This window comes from Neobacillus sp. B4I6, assembly GCF_050434045.1.
Lineage (GTDB): Bacteria > Bacillota > Bacilli > Bacillales > Cytobacillaceae > Neobacillus.
In genome coordinates this window covers 5079298-5094842 of the sequence record NZ_JBNPWB010000002.1, presented here as the reverse complement: position 1 = coordinate 5094842, position 15545 = coordinate 5079298, and the positions used below count along the sequence as shown (strand labels likewise).

Below are 15545 nucleotides of genomic sequence, written 5' to 3'. Positions count from 1 at the left end.
TCATGCTTGAATATGAAAATACAGTGGATGTTAAACAATTGAATAGTCTCGCTCTTGCCTACATGGGTGATGCGATTTATGAAACCTATGTAAGGCGCCACCTCCTCTATAGCGGTAAGGTAAGACCGAATCACTTACACCGCACTGGAACCAGTTACGTGTCAGCAAAGGCTCAAAGCCAAATTCTCTTTCAAATGATGGATCATAAACTGCTTGATGAAGAAGAATTAGCGGTGGTTATGCGCGGTAGAAATGCGAAATCAGGCACTGTTCCTAAAAATACAGATGTCCAAACTTATCACTATAGTACAGCATTTGAAGCATTGATGGGTTATCTGTATTTAACGGGTAAAAAAGAACGTTTAGAAGAGCTTATTAGCAGGGCATTTTCATATGTGGAGCAAAGAAAGGAGGAACGCTAGGATGGAACAACAAGAATATATTGTTGGCAAAAATCCAGTCATCGAAGCGCTTAAATCAGAAAGGGATATTAATAAAATATTAATTGCCGAAGGATCGCAGCGTGGCCAAATGCAGCAAATTACGCAATTAGCCAAAGAAGCAAATGTGATTGTTCAATTTGTTCCTAAGAAAAAAATTGACCAAATCGCGGATGAAAATCATCAAGGAGTTCTTGCCTATGTTGCTGCCTATCAATATGCGGAAATGGATGATTTGTTTGCAGCAGCAGAAAAGAAAAATGAACCGCCATTCTTTTTATTGCTGGACGAAATTGAGGATCCTCATAACCTTGGGTCGATCATGAGAACGGCCGATTCAGTCGGTGCTCATGGCATCATTATTCCAAAGCGTCGGGCTGTCGGCCTAACAGCAACAGTTGCCAAAGCTTCGACAGGTGCGATTGAATATATCCCAGTGGTCCGTGTCACTAATATGGCGCGAACCATCGATGAACTTAAGGAACGAGGTATATGGATTGCCGGAACAGATGCAAAAGGCAAAGATGATTACCGAAGATTAGACGGGACGCTGCCACTAGGCTTGGTGATTGGCAGTGAAGGAAAAGGAATGGGAAGACTGATCCGCGATAAATGTGATTTTCTCATCCATTTGCCAATGGTTGGTAAAGTAACCTCGTTAAATGCTTCTGTTGCGGCGGCTTTACTGATGTATGAGGTATATCGAAAACGACACACACTTGAGGGATAGTAATGGATATCCTGCTTGTGGACGGTTACAACATCATCGGAGCCTGGCCTGAACTAAGAGCTTTAAAGGATCATGATTTACCTGCTGCACGGGACCGCTTAGTGGAAAGAATGGCTGAATACCAAGCCTATTCAGGCTTCCGTGTGATAGTGGTATTCGATGCCTATTATGTACAAGGGACGGAAAAGAAGTATAAAAATCATAAAATCGAAGTTATCTTTACGAAAGAAAATGAGACGGCAGATGAGCGGATTGAAAAAATGGCCATTAGTTTAAGTAATCGAAGAACACAAATTCATGTAGCGACTTCCGACTTTACAGAGCAATGGGCTATTTTTGGACAAGGGGCATTAAGGAAGTCTGCACGTGAATTGCTCATTGAAATGTCTTCGATTGAAAGAGGCATCGAAAAGAAAGTGAAAACCATTCAAGAAAAAAGACCCGTTTCTAAAATAAAGATGAGTGCGGAAATGGCAGAAATTTTCGAAAAGTGGCGCAGAGGACAAAAGTGAACGTGGACTAATAAAAAATTGTCATGTATACTATTACTATCTATGCTTGTTCGGTGGAGGGGATCTACTTTGAGTACGGACTTCGGAACAAAGATCAACCAGCAGTTCCTGATAATGGAAGACGAAGGAATTGTTGATTTAGTGCACCAAGGTGATAGTGAAGCATTGGATTATTTAATCCATAAGTATCGTAATTTTGTACGTGCAAAATCAAGGTCCTATTTTTTAATCGGTGCAGATAAAGAAGATATTGTCCAAGAAGGTATGATTGGACTGTATAAGGCAATTCGTGACTTTCGGGAGGACAAGCTTACCTCCTTCAAGGCATTTGCAGAGCTTTGTATAACTCGTCAAATCATTACCGCAATTAAAACCGCCACAAGGCAAAAGCATATCCCATTAAATTCATACGTTTCATTGGACAAGCCAATCTACGATGAAGAATCGGACCGAACATTAATGGATGTTTTGTCAGGAACAAAGGTTCTTGACCCAGAGGAACTGATTATTAATCAGGAAGAATTTGACCATATCGAAGTGAAAATGACTGAATTATTAAGTGATTTAGAAAGGAAGGTATTGGCTCTCTACTTAGATGGTCAATCATACCAAGAGATTTCTGAAGAGCTAAACCGCCATGTGAAATCAATTGATAATGCTCTGCAGCGTGTCAAAAGAAAGCTGGAAAGATATTTAGAACTTCGTGAATTTTCACTTTGATGATTAAATATGTCATATAATTGAACCGTTTCCAAGGGTTATTGACAATAATTAGGACTCATGTTACATTTTTAAGGATATAATAGAAAATTGGGTAAAGGTGTCGACTATGAGTAAAAAAGTAATCCTTTCCTGTGCTGCTTGCGGCTCGCGAAATTATTCGACGATCAGCAAGCAGACACAAACAGAGAGATTAGAATTGAAAAAATTCTGCAAAACCTGCACCACCCATACCATTCATAGAGAAACGAAATAATGATCATAGATTTTTGCAGATATTTATAGATTTTGGGGGTTACAGAAATGCAGCGCATAACTAAATTCTTCAGTGATATTTTCCGTGAGATGAGAAAAGTTAGCTGGCCAAAACGTGGGGAACTAACTCGCTCAACGCTTACTGTACTATCGACCGTAGTCTTTTTTGCAGCGTTCTTTGCGGTTCTAGATTTAGGGATTTCAAAATTGATTCGCTTAATTCTTGAATAATAAATCCACTTTCATGGTATAATGGTGATTAATAAAGGAATTTTTATCTAAAGCCCGTTTCACGGGTTTTTTGTTTGTTCAAAAAATAGTCTTTGAATAAGAAATAGGGAGGGACGGACGTTCAAGTCCTCTTAAATGGAAAAAAATTGGTATGTTTTACATACTTACTCAGGTTATGAAAATAAGGTAAAAGCGAATTTAGAAAAACGAGTCGAATCGATGGGTATGACAGATAAGATTTTCAGAGTAGTTGTCCCTGAAGAAGAAGAGACTGAGATCAAAAATGGCAAGACAAAAGTAGTAAAGCGCAAAGTGTTCCCTGGTTATGTATTAGTTGAAATTGTGATGACTGATGATTCTTGGTATGTGGTTCGGAATACCCCGGGTGTAACAGGCTTTGTCGGTTCATCTGGAGGTGGATCGAAGCCCACGCCATTGCTTCCAGAAGAAGTTGTCGTTATTTTAAAACGCATGGGCGTTTCCGAAAATCGCATCGATGCCAATTATGAAATTGGTGAAACGGTTCGCGTAAAGGAAGGTCCATTTGCTAACTTTACTGGGTCTGTGGAAGAAATGGATAAGGATCGCGCAAAACTGAAGGTTCTTGTCAATATGTTCGGACGTGACACCCCGGTAGAACTGGATTTCACACAAATCGAGAAGCTAGATTAAGACAAGCAGAAGCGCCTCAATTGCGGCGATATTCAAAGAAAATAATGTTATATTGTAAAAAAACTTGAAATCATTTTTAAAAAGTGGTAATATTTCATAGGTCAGTATGTCTCCACTGTGAGACAAGACTTATGTTAAGTTCTTTATGATCAATAGATAAAGACAGATGCCTGAGTGGGAGGATTCCTAACGGATTCCTATTACCACATCACGGACTTTAAGGAGGTGTGTCTCGTGGCTAAAAAAGTAATTAAAGTCGTTAAATTACAAATTCCTGCTGGGAAAGCAAACCCTGCGCCACCAGTTGGTCCTGCACTAGGTCAAGCCGGTGTTAATATCATGGGATTCTGTAAAGAATTTAACGCTCGTACAGCAGATCAAGCTGGTTTGATCATTCCTGTTGAAATCACGGTATTTGAAGACCGTTCATTTACATTTATTACGAAAACTCCTCCTGCTGCCGTTCTTTTGAAAGTAGCAGCTGGAATCCAGTCTGGTTCTGGTGAACCAAACCGTAATAAAGTAGCAACAGTAAAGCGTGATACAGTACGCGAGATTGCGGAACAAAAAATGCCTGACCTAAACGCAGCTAGCGTTGAAGCAGCAATGCGCATGGTCGAAGGTACTGCACGCAGCATGGGTATCGTCATCGAAGACTAATTCATGTAACTGTTCGTGTTGAATGAGTGGGGTTGCGTTTCTGCGCAACCTTTATTCGTGGGAGAGTAATTCGCTAAAACCACAATCTAGGAGGAAATAAAAATGGCTAAAAAAGGTAAGAAGTATTTAGAAGCTTCAAAGCTTGTAGATCGCCTAAAGGCATATCCAATTGCAGAAGCAATTGATCTTGCTAAAAAAACAAACTTCACTAAATTTGATGCAACTCTAGAAGTAGCATTCCGTTTAGGTGTTGACCCTAAGAAAGCTGACCAACAAATCCGTGGTGCAGTTGTACTTCCAAACGGAACTGGTAAAACGCAACGCGTTCTAGTTTTCGCTAAGGGTGAAAAAGTAAAAGAAGCAGAAGCAGCTGGTGCTGATTATGTAGGTGATGCAGAGTACATCAACAAAATCCAACAAGGTTGGTTTGAATTTGATGTAATCGTAGCAACTCCCGACATGATGGGTGAAGTTGGTAAACTTGGTCGTGTATTAGGACCTAAAGGTTTAATGCCAAACCCTAAAACAGGTACAGTTACATTTGATGTGACTCGTGCGATTAATGAAATTAAAGCTGGTAAAGTTGAATACCGCGTTGACAAGTCTGGTAACATTCACGTGCCAATCGGTAAAGCATCTTTCGAAAACGAGAAGCTTGTTGAAAACTTCAACACTATCTTTGAAACTATGGTAAAAGTGAAACCATCTGCAGCAAAAGGTACTTACATGAAGAACGTAACTGTTGCTTCAACAATGGGACCTGGCGTTAAAGTTGATCCTTCATCTGTAGCAGTTAAATAAATTTTACCAATTGACAATCTAGAATAGATTTTATATAATCTATTTTGTTGTTTAAAATAATAACATTTGTACTGTAGACAGCAGGTGCGCATAAACGCTTAATTTCCTGCCGAGGTAATGCGATAGAATTGGCTGAACTTGTTCAGCTGTTGTATGCTGCCTCCATGTCACCGATTGATATGGAGGCTTTTATTTGCCTGGTATAAATGTAGACATTCTACAGGAGGTGTAAAGATGAGCAGTGTAATCGAATTAAAGAAACAAATCGTTGATGAAATTACTGATAAGTTAAAAGCTAGTGTTTCTACTGTTGTTGTTGATTATCGTGGTCTTTCAGTTGCAGAAGTTACTGAACTTCGTAAACAACTTCGCGAAGCAGGCGTTGAATTTAAAGTTTACAAAAACTCAATGGTTCGCCGTGCGGCTGAAGCTGCTGAACTTGCTGGATTAAACGCTGCATTAACAGGCCCTAACGCAATTGCGTTCAGTACTGAAGATGTAGTAGCACCAGCTAAGATCTTGAATGACTTTGCGAAAAAACATGAAGCACTTGAACTTAAAGCGGGTGTAATTGAGGGAAACGTTGCAACAGCCGAAGAAATTAAAGCTCTTGCAGACCTACCATCACGCGAAGGTTTACTATCTATGTTACTCAGCGTACTACAAGCTCCAATCCGCAACCTTGCTCTTGTTACAAAAGCAGTTGCAGAACAAAAAGAAGAACAAGGCGCATAAGTTAGCCTGAATACGCACATCAAATAAATTTGAACGAAAACTAAGGAGGAAATTTATCATGACTAAAGAACAAATCATTGAAGCAGTTAAAACTATGACTGTTTTAGAACTTAACGATCTAGTAAAAGCAATCGAAGAAGAATTTGGCGTAACTGCTGCAGCTCCAGTTGCAATGGGTGGCGCAGCTGTAGCGGCTGTTGAAGAACAAACTGAATTTGATGTAATCCTAGCTAGCGCTGGCGATCAAAAAATCAAGGTTATCAAAGTTGTTCGTGAAATCACTGGTCTTGGACTTAAAGAAGCAAAAGACCTTGTTGACAACACGCCAAAAGCTGTTAAAGAAGGCGTTTCTAAAGAAGAAGCTGAAGAAGTTAAAGCTAAACTTGCTGAAGTTGGAGCAAACGTTGAAGTTAAGTAATAATCTTATAAAAAAGCTCGCTGTATAAGCGGGCTTTTTTTGCCTTAACTAAATTTTTAGTCCTCGTTTATCTTCAATTATTAATATTCCTCGGAGGTGAGTCAGTTGTCTGAACACTACTATTCTCGAACGCAGAAGGTTGAAAGTGACCCGAAATTTTGGGATTACACTTTAAAAAATAACCAGTTCCGTTTTAAAACGGATAACGGTGTTTTTTCAAAAAGAGAAGTAGATTTCGGCTCACGTTTATTAATTGAGTCTTTTGAAATGCCGAATGCAGATGGATTACTCCTGGATGTAGGTTGCGGCTATGGACCAATAGGTCTTTCGATTGCGAAATCTTACCATGATCGTATGATACATATGATTGATGTTAATGAACGGGCAATTGCTTTGGCGAAGGAAAATGCAGAACTTAATCGGATAGAGAACGTTAAGATATATGAAAGCGATCGTTTGCTGAATGTAAAAGAAAACACGTTTGCTGCTATTTTAACAAATCCACCGATTAGAGCGGGGAAAAACACGGTTCATGATATTTTTGAACAAAGCTTCGAGCATCTTACATCTCAGGGTGAGCTCTGGGTTGTTATTCAAAAGAAACAAGGAGCACCATCCGCAATTGAAAAATTAAATAATTTATTTAATCACGTCGAAACTATTGACAAATCCAAAGGTTATTTTGTCATAAAGGCACAAAAAAGTTGACTTGAAAATGTCACTATGATAGCATTATAAAATGCCATCATAATAATTTCCGAATTATTCCTTAAAACACTGAATTTCAGTGTATAAAAAAGGGATATTAAGGAAATGATGACAAAATAATAGTCAAAATGTGAAAATGTGGTTTTTAGTAAAAAACCCTTTTTCTTTTTGTTTATTGGAAAGGAAGTAAAATTCTGATCCATAAACGCTTATAGATTTTAATAATAACGCTTGATTTGAGGGGTGAATCAGTTGACAGGTCAACTAGTTCAGTATGGACGACACCGCCAACGAAGAAGTTACGCACGAATCAGTGAAGTTTTAGAATTACCAAATCTTATTGAAATCCAAACCTCTTCCTATCAATGGTTTCTTGATGAGGGTTTGCGTGAAATGTTCCAGGATATTTCACCAATAGAAGACTTTACTGGTAACCTATCACTAGAATTTATTGATTACAGCCTTGGCGATCCAAAGTATTCTGTTGAAGAATCAAAAGAACGGGACGTTACATATTCTGCTCCATTACGTGTAAAAGTACGTCTTGTAAACAAAGAAACAGGCGAAGTAAAAGATCAAGATGTTTTTATGGGTGATTTTCCACTTATGACTGAAACGGGTACGTTTGTCATTAACGGGGCAGAACGTGTTATCGTTTCACAATTAGTGCGTTCTCCGAGCGTATACTTTAGTGGAAAACTCGATAAAAATGGAAAACGTGGCTACTCGGCTACTGTCATTCCGAACCGCGGCGCTTGGCTGGAATATGAAACAGACGCCAAAGATGTCGTATATGTGAGAATAGATCGTACTCGGAAACTGCCCGTTACGGTTCTTTTGCGTGCACTTGGCTTCGGTTCTGATCAAGAAATCATCGAATTGATCGGTGATAACGAGTATATTCGCAACACATTAGAGAAGGACAATACAGAAGGTGTTGACAAAGCGCTTCTAGAAATTTACGAGCGACTTCGTCCGGGTGAACCCCCTACTGTTGAAAACGCAAAGAGTCTATTAATTTCGCGTTTCTTCGATCCAAAGCGATATGATCTTGCGAATGTAGGTCGTTATAAAATTAATAAAAAGCTTCATATTAAAAATCGGTTATTCAACCAGCGCCTAGCAGAATCCCTTGCGGATCCTGAAACGGGCGAAATCATCGCTGAAAAGGGAACAGTTCTAGACAGGAGAAACCTGGATAGAGTCTTACCAGCCTTGGAAAAGAATATCAACTTCAAAGGCTTCAATCCTTATGGCGGCGTGGTAGATGAAGAGATTACTCTTCAGGACATTAAGATTTATGCTCCTGGCGATGAAAATGAAAAAGTCATTAATGTTTTAGGTAATGCCTATGTTGCCGAACCAATTAAAAATATTACACCTGCTGATATCATTGCATCTATTAGCTACTTCTTTAATTTACTGCATGGTGTAGGCGATACAGATGATATTGATCATCTTGGTAATAGACGTCTTCGTTCTGTAGGAGAACTCTTACAAAATCAGTTCCGTATTGGATTATCCCGGATGGAACGTGTTGTTCGCGAAAGAATGTCAATCCAAGATGCTGCTACGATTACACCGCAGCAATTGATCAATATCCGTCCAGTTATTGCTTCGATTAAAGAGTTCTTTGGAAGCTCTCAGTTATCGCAGTTCATGGATCAAACCAACCCGCTTGCTGAATTAACACACAAGCGTCGTCTATCTGCCTTAGGGCCTGGTGGTTTAACGCGTGAGCGTGCCGGGTTCGAAGTTCGTGACGTTCACTACTCCCACTATGGTCGTATGTGTCCGATCGAAACGCCAGAGGGTCCGAACATTGGTCTGATTAACTCGTTATCATCTTATGCAAAAGTAAACCGTTTTGGGTTTATTGAAACACCTTACCGTCGTGTCGACCCTGATACAGGGAAAGTTACGAGTCGGATTGATTACTTAACTGCTGATGAAGAAGATAACTATGTTACAGCCCAAGCGAATTCTCGTCTGAGTGATGATGGTTCATTCGTCGATGAAGATGTTGTTGCTCGTTTCCGTGGTGAAAACACGGTAGTTAAACGTGAACGAATTGATTATATGGATGTATCACCAAAGCAGGTTGTGTCTGCGGCAACAGCGTGTATCCCATTCCTTGAAAACGATGACTCTAACCGTGCCCTGATGGGTGCGAACATGCAGCGTCAAGCAGTACCGCTTATGCAGCCAGAAGCTCCTAGAGTTGGAACGGGTATGGAATACGTATCCGGTAAAGACTCAGGTGCTGCGGTTATCTGTAAGCACGAAGGTATTGTTGAGCATGTAGAAGCACGTGAAGTATGGGTGCGTCGCATTAATGTTGTTGATGGTCAAGAGGTTAAAGGTAATCTTGATAAGTACCGTATGTTAAAATTCATCCGTTCCAATCAAGGAACATGTTATAACCAACGTCCAATCGTTGCTGTGGGCAACCGCGTAACAAAAGGCGAAATTCTTGCTGATGGTCCATCAATGGAACTTGGTGAATTAGCTCTTGGACGCAACGTCCTTGTTGCCTTTATGACATGGGATGGCTATAACTATGAAGATGCGATTATTATGAGTCAACGTCTTGTTAAAGATGATGTATACACATCTATCCATATCGAAGAATACGAGTCAGAATCTCGTGATACAAAGCTTGGACCTGAAGAAATTACACGTGATATTCCAAACGTGGGCGAAGATGCCCTTCGCAACTTGGATGAGCGTGGAATTATCCGTACGGGTGCGGAAGTTAAAGACGGAGACCTCCTAGTTGGTAAAGTTACGCCAAAAGGGGTTACTGAATTAACTGCTGAAGAACGTCTTTTACACGCGATCTTTGGTGAAAAGGCACGTGAAGTTCGTGATACGTCCCTACGAGTTCCACATGGCGGCGGCGGGATTGTTCTTGATGTAAAAGTCTTTAATCGTGAAGATGGCGATGAACTGCCACCAGGTGTGAATCAACTGGTCCGCGTTTATATCGTTCAGAAGCGTAAGATTTCTGAGGGAGATAAAATGGCGGGACGTCATGGTAACAAAGGGGTAATCTCTCGTATTTTACCGGAAGAAGATATGCCGTTTTTACCAGATGGTACACCTGTTGATATCATGTTAAATCCACTGGGCGTACCTTCACGTATGAACATTGGACAGGTGCTTGAACTTCACCTTGGGATGGCAGCTCGCTACCTAGGTATTCATGTCGCTTCTCCTGTATTTGATGGAGCGCGTGAAGAAGATGTTTGGGGAACGATTGAAGAAGCAGGAATGGCTCGTGATGCGAAAACGGTCCTTTATGATGGCCGTTCTGGGGAACCATTTGATAACCGTGTTTCTGTGGGTGTCATGTATATGATTAAACTCGCACACATGGTCGATGATAAACTCCATGCCCGTTCAACTGGTCCTTACTCACTTGTTACGCAGCAGCCATTGGGCGGTAAAGCTCAATTTGGCGGACAGCGCTTTGGTGAGATGGAAGTTTGGGCACTTGAAGCATACGGAGCAGCATACACACTTCAAGAAATTCTTACTGTTAAATCAGATGACGTTGTTGGTCGTGTGAAGACATATGAAGCGATTGTTAAAGGTGAGAATGTTCCGGAACCTGGTGTTCCTGAATCATTCAAAGTATTAATTAAAGAACTTCAGAGTCTCGGAATGGATGTAAAAATTCTTTCTGGTGATGAAGAAGAAATTGAAATGCGCGATACGGAAGATGATGATGACTTACAACAAGTTGATACGTTAAACATCGTTCCTGAGCAAGCATTTGAATCAGAAAAAGTCGGTTCAAAAGAGTAATAATATATGCTAGTTGGAGTGCAATCTGCACTCCAACTAAACTTGATTCCTAGCTGCAGCGCGCAACCCCTCGAGGTCATAAGCCAAAATCCTCCAGAAGGCAAAAGTCGCCTTCTTGCGGATTTCGTCTTATGCTTGTCGGGGCTAAGACGCGCGCTTCCGCTTTATAACGCAATAAGGGTAAAACCTGGAGATATCAAAAGGGAGGTAGGCCCCTTGCTGGATGTTAATAATTTTGAGTATATGAAGATTGGTCTTGCTTCACCGGATAAAATCCGTTCATGGTCTTTCGGAGAAGTCAAAAAACCAGAAACGATTAACTATCGTACATTAAAGCCTGAAAAGGATGGCTTATTCTGTGAACGAATTTTCGGTCCAACGAAGGATTGGGAATGTCATTGCGGGAAGTACAAGCGTGTACGTTATAAAGGTGTTGTTTGTGACCGCTGTGGTGTGGAAGTAACTCGTGCTAAAGTTCGTCGTGAACGAATGGGGCACATCGAGCTTGCTGCACCAGTATCACATATATGGTACTTTAAAGGAATTCCAAGCCGAATGGGACTTGTTTTAGACATGTCTCCTAGGGCTTTGGAGGAAATCATCTACTTTGCTTCTTATGTAGTGACGGAATCCGGAGATACAGCTCTTGATAAAAAACAGCTATTATCTGAAAAAGAATATCGGGCATACCGTGAAAAGTACGGAAACAAATTCCAAGCTGCCATGGGTGCAGAAGCAATTAAAAAACTTCTTTTTGATATCGATTTAAACAAGGAAGTAGACGCCTTAAAAGAAGAATTAAAAAGTGCACAAGGTCAGCGTCGTACGCGTGCGATTAAACGCCTTGAAGTGCTGGAAGCATTCCGTGGTTCTGGAAATGAGCCTTCATGGATGATTCTTGACGTTCTTCCAGTTATACCTCCTGAACTTCGTCCAATGGTTCAATTGGATGGGGGGAGATTTGCGACATCTGACTTAAACGATCTTTACCGTCGTGTAATAAACCGTAATAACCGCTTAAAGCGTTTGTTAGATTTAGGTGCTCCAAGTATTATTGTTCAGAATGAAAAACGGATGCTTCAAGAAGCAGTTGATGCCTTGATTGATAACGGCCGCCGCGGGCGTCCAGTAACAGGCCCAGGTAACCGTCCATTGAAGTCACTTTCCCATATGTTAAAAGGAAAGCAGGGCCGTTTCCGTCAAAACTTGCTTGGAAAACGTGTAGATTATTCTGGACGTTCCGTTATCGTTGTAGGACCGAACTTAAAAATGTATCAGTGCGGACTTCCTAAAGAAATGGCGTTAGAACTATTTAAGCCATTTGTTATGAAGGAACTCGTTGAAAAGGGCTTAGCGCATAACATCAAATCTGCAAAACGTAAAATAGAAAGAGTATCTCCAGATGTGTGGGATGTACTTGAAGATGTAATCAGAGAGCATCCGGTATTATTAAACCGTGCCCCTACATTGCATAGATTAGGGATTCAAGCATTTGAACCAACACTTGTTGAAGGCCGTGCGATTCGTCTTCATCCTCTTGTATGTACAGCATATAATGCGGATTTTGATGGTGACCAAATGGCTGTTCACGTGCCGCTTTCATCAGAGGCACAAGCAGAAGCACGTTTATTAATGCTTGCAGCACAAAATATCTTAAACCCTAAAGATGGTAAGCCAGTTGTTACTCCGTCTCAAGACATGGTTTTAGGTAACTATTACTTAACATTGGAAAGAGATGGCGCTGTCGGTGAGGGAATGATTTTTAAAGACACAAACGAAGCAGTCATTGCTTATCAAAACGGCTATGTTCACATGCATACACGTGTAGCTGTCCATGCGGGCTCATTAGGAAATGAAACATTCACAGAAGAACAAAATAATAAGTTATTAATCACAACGGTTGGTAAACTTATTTTCAATGAAATTCTGCCAAAATCATTCCCTTATATTAATGAACCGACAAGGGACAATTTAGAAGTTGAGACACCTAAAAAGTATTTTGTCGAAAAAGGTGAAGACATTAGGGCGAAAATTATTGAAATGCCTTTGGTTGAACCATTTAAGAAGAAAATACTTGGGAATATCATTGCTGAAGTATTCAAGCGTTTCAAGATTACCGAAACGTCAAAAATGCTTGACCGCATGAAGGACTTGGGCTTTAAGCATTCAACGAAAGCAGGACTTACAGTTGGTGTAGCTGATATTGTCGTACTTCCTGAAAAGCAGGAAATTCTTAAAGAAGCACAAGGTAAAGTAGATAACGTTTTGAAGCAGTTCAGACGTGGTCTAATTACTGAAGATGAGCGTTACGATCGTGTTATTGCGATCTGGAGTGCCGCAAAAGACACCATTCAAGGTAAACTAATGAAATCCCTGAATAAATCGAATCCAATCTTTATGATGAGTGATTCCGGTGCCCGTGGTAACGCATCTAACTTTACCCAGTTAGCTGGTATGCGTGGTCTGATGGCCAACCCGGCTGGGCGAATTATTGAATTACCGATTAAATCAAGTTTCCGTGAAGGATTAACCGTATTAGAGTACTTTATCTCCACTCATGGTGCGCGTAAAGGTCTTGCTGATACTGCGCTTAAAACGGCTGACTCTGGTTACTTAACACGTCGTCTTGTTGACGTTGCACAGGATGTTATTGTCCGTGAAGATGATTGTGGAACAGATCGTGGCTTTATAATCAGTGCATTAAAAGACGGAACTGAAATTATCGAAGGATTGGATGAACGTCTAATTGGCCGTCATGCACGAACTGCGATTAGACATCCAGAAACCAAGAAAGTACTTGTTCCTGAAAATGGCTTGATTACTGAGGATTTAGCAGAAATTATTGTCGAAGCAGGTATTGAACAAGTAAAAATCCGGTCTGCGTTTACATGTAATACCCGTCATGGTGTATGTAAGAAGTGTTATGGCCGTAACTTGGCAACTGGTCAAGAGGTTGAGGTTGGTGAATCTGTAGGTATTATTGCAGCGCAATCCATCGGTGAGCCGGGTACACAGTTAACAATGCGTACTTTCCATACAGGTGGTGTTGCGGGAGACGATATTACTCAAGGTTTACCGCGTATCCAAGAGATTTTTGAAGCCCGTAACCCTAAAGGTCAGGCTGTTATCACTGAAATTGAAGGTGTTGTTGTTGGGATTAATGAAGGTCGTGATCGCCAACATGAAATTGTTGTTCAAGGTGAAGTTGAATCACGCACTTACAATGCTCCATATACAGCACGCTTGAAAGTGGCAGTAAATGATCATGTCGCTCGTGGTGAAGAACTAACTGAAGGTTCGATTGATCCGAAAGAGTTAATCAGAGTAAAAGATGTTACCTCTGTTCAAGAGTACCTATTAAAAGAAGTACAAAAGGTTTACCGTATGCAAGGGGTAGAAATTGGTGATAAGCACGTTGAAGTAATGGTCCGTCAAATGCTGCGCAAGGTTCGTGTGGGGGATGCTGGTGAAACGGATGTTCTTCCAGGAACGCTTCTTGATGTCCATCAGTTTACTGATGCGAATGAAAAGGCATTGTTAGCTGGCAAATTACCGGCTACAGGTCGTCCAGTATTACTTGGTATTACCAAAGCGTCGCTTGAAACTGATTCATTCCTATCTGCAGCATCGTTCCAAGAAACAACAAGAGTTCTTACCGATGCAGCTATCAAAGGTAAACGTGATGAATTACTAGGTCTAAAAGAAAATGTTATTATCGGAAAGCTGATTCCGGCTGGAACAGGAATGCCGCGTTATCGTAAAGCTGAGCCTGTACTCCGTGATACCACTTCTGAAGAAACAGTTACTATTGATTAATAAAATATGGTTAATGTCTAGCTCCTGCGCCTAGGGGCTCGAGGTCATAAGCCAATCCGTCGGGAAGGTTATAAAGCAACCTTCCCGTCGGCTCGTCTTATGCTTGTCGCCACTGATCAAGGCGCTTGCGCTTTTCGTTATTCCTTATTTTAAGAAATTATTTAAAGTCGTGTTGACATCTATTTGTAAAGATGGTACTATATCAAAGGTGCTCCTATTCACCTGATACTTTGGAGGATATGAATTATGTCTTATGAAAAAGTATTGCAGGCACAAAAGTTCGTTATAGGAACAAAACAAACAGTCAAAGCACTTAAAGATGGTAATGTGCGAGAGTTGATTATAGCAAATGATGCTGATGCGAAAGTAACAGCAGCAGTTGTTAAAGAAGCTCTTGATATAAATGTTCCTATCCTATATGTTGACTCGATGAAAAAACTCGGGAAGGCATGCGGGATTGAAGTTGGTGCTTCAACTGTTGCAATTATCAGCTAAAAGCGTTTTTGTAGATAGCAAGTCTGCAAAAACTTTGTTTTTGCGAAAAAATGAACCACCTGGATGTGTGGGCTTACAAATAATGAAGGGAGGAAACACAAATGCCAACTATTAACCAATTAGTGCGCAAGCCTCGTCAATCTAAAGAGGAAAAGTCAAAATCACCTGCGTTAAATAAAGGTTATAACAGCTTCAAAAAATCACAAACGAATGTATCATCACCACAAAAACGCGGTGTATGTACTCGTGTTGGTACAATGACACCAAAGAAACCAAACTCAGCGTTACGTAAATATGCGCGTGTACGTTTGACTAATGGTATTGAGGTAACAGCATACATTCCTGGTATTGGACACAATCTTCAAGAGCACAGCGTTGTTCTTATCCGTGGAGGACGTGTAAAGGATTTACCAGGGGTACGTTATCACATCGTCCGTGGAGCACTTGATACAGCTGGTGTAAACAACCGTATGCAAGGACGTTCTAAATACGGTACAAAGAGACCAAAAGCAGCTAAGAAATAAAACAACTTAAATAGAAGC

16 protein-coding genes and 1 other annotated feature are annotated in these 15545 nt (G+C 40.6%); all 16 genes read left to right on the top strand.

Annotation, left to right across the window (positions count from 1 at the left end; translation table 11 throughout):
* The first annotated feature begins 2 nt into the window (after nt 1-2).
* The 16 genes from QF028_RS27400 (at nt 3) to rpsL (ending at nt 15527) form a co-directional block, all read left to right on the top strand.
* Complete coding sequence (locus tag QF028_RS27400; RefSeq protein ID WP_429470552.1) at nt 3-422, top strand: Mini-ribonuclease 3; 420 nt, start codon at nt 3-5, stop codon at nt 420-422.
* Between the two features lies 1 nt (nt 423).
* Nucleotides 424-1170 (top strand): 23S rRNA (guanosine(2251)-2'-O)-methyltransferase RlmB, encoded by a 747-nt coding sequence (gene rlmB / locus QF028_RS27395; RefSeq protein WP_088084968.1) that lies wholly within the window; start codon nt 424-426, stop codon nt 1168-1170.
* Nucleotides 1171-1172: 2 nt separating this feature from the next.
* Nucleotides 1173-1682 carry an NYN domain-containing protein gene (locus QF028_RS27390; RefSeq protein ID WP_214716663.1) on the top strand — a complete coding sequence of 170 codons (510 nt, stop codon included), beginning with the start codon at nt 1173-1175 and terminating at the stop codon, nt 1680-1682.
* A gap of 69 nt (nt 1683-1751) precedes the next feature.
* Nucleotides 1752-2402, top strand: coding sequence for an RNA polymerase sporulation sigma factor SigH (gene sigH / locus QF028_RS27385; RefSeq protein ID WP_429470550.1), 651 nt, complete (start codon nt 1752-1754; stop codon nt 2400-2402).
* A gap of 109 nt (nt 2403-2511) precedes the next feature.
* Complete coding sequence (gene rpmG, locus QF028_RS27380) at nt 2512-2658, top strand: 50S ribosomal protein L33 (protein ID WP_215000161.1); 147 nt, start codon at nt 2512-2514, stop codon at nt 2656-2658.
* A 47-nt stretch (nt 2659-2705) separates the two neighbouring features.
* Complete coding sequence (secE, locus tag QF028_RS27375) at nt 2706-2888, top strand: preprotein translocase subunit SecE (RefSeq protein ID WP_088084972.1); 183 nt, start codon at nt 2706-2708, stop codon at nt 2886-2888.
* Nucleotides 2889-3023: 135 nt separating this feature from the next.
* Nucleotides 3024-3560, top strand: coding sequence for a transcription termination/antitermination protein NusG (gene nusG / locus QF028_RS27370; protein ID WP_429470547.1), 537 nt, complete (start codon nt 3024-3026; stop codon nt 3558-3560).
* A 234-nt stretch (nt 3561-3794) separates the two neighbouring features.
* Complete coding sequence (rplK, locus tag QF028_RS27365) at nt 3795-4220, top strand: 50S ribosomal protein L11 (RefSeq protein WP_007085303.1); 426 nt, start codon at nt 3795-3797, stop codon at nt 4218-4220.
* Nucleotides 4221-4322: 102 nt separating this feature from the next.
* Nucleotides 4323-5021 (top strand): 50S ribosomal protein L1, encoded by a 699-nt coding sequence (gene rplA / locus QF028_RS27360; protein ID WP_088084974.1) that lies wholly within the window; start codon nt 4323-4325, stop codon nt 5019-5021.
* Nucleotides 5022-5074: 53 nt separating this feature from the next.
* Nucleotides 5075-5222 (top strand) — a sequence feature (ribosomal protein L10 leader region).
* A 33-nt stretch (nt 5223-5255) separates the two neighbouring features.
* Nucleotides 5256-5756, top strand: coding sequence for a 50S ribosomal protein L10 (rplJ, locus tag QF028_RS27355; RefSeq protein WP_098933847.1), 501 nt, complete (start codon nt 5256-5258; stop codon nt 5754-5756).
* A 58-nt stretch (nt 5757-5814) separates the two neighbouring features.
* Nucleotides 5815-6174: a 50S ribosomal protein L7/L12 gene (gene rplL / locus QF028_RS27350; protein ID WP_098933846.1), complete on the top strand. Its 360-nt coding sequence runs from the start codon at nt 5815-5817 to the stop codon at nt 6172-6174.
* Between the two features lie 105 nt (nt 6175-6279).
* Nucleotides 6280-6882, top strand: a complete 603-nt coding sequence (locus QF028_RS27345) for a class I SAM-dependent methyltransferase (RefSeq protein WP_429470544.1) — start codon at nt 6280-6282, stop codon at nt 6880-6882.
* A 252-nt stretch (nt 6883-7134) separates the two neighbouring features.
* Entirely contained in the window at nt 7135-10692 is a 3558-nt protein-coding gene (rpoB, locus tag QF028_RS27340; protein ID WP_429470542.1) for a DNA-directed RNA polymerase subunit beta, read from the top strand.
* A gap of 216 nt (nt 10693-10908) precedes the next feature.
* Nucleotides 10909-14508 (top strand): DNA-directed RNA polymerase subunit beta', encoded by a 3600-nt coding sequence (gene rpoC / locus QF028_RS27335; protein WP_429470540.1) that lies wholly within the window; start codon nt 10909-10911, stop codon nt 14506-14508.
* A gap of 246 nt (nt 14509-14754) precedes the next feature.
* A complete protein-coding gene (locus tag QF028_RS27330) occupies nt 14755-15003 on the top strand; it encodes a 50S ribosomal protein L7ae-like protein (protein ID WP_429470538.1) in 249 nt (82 codons plus the stop codon).
* A gap of 101 nt (nt 15004-15104) precedes the next feature.
* Complete coding sequence (rpsL, locus tag QF028_RS27325) at nt 15105-15527, top strand: 30S ribosomal protein S12 (RefSeq protein ID WP_026565517.1); 423 nt, start codon at nt 15105-15107, stop codon at nt 15525-15527.
* Nucleotides 15528-15545 lie beyond the last annotated feature (18 nt).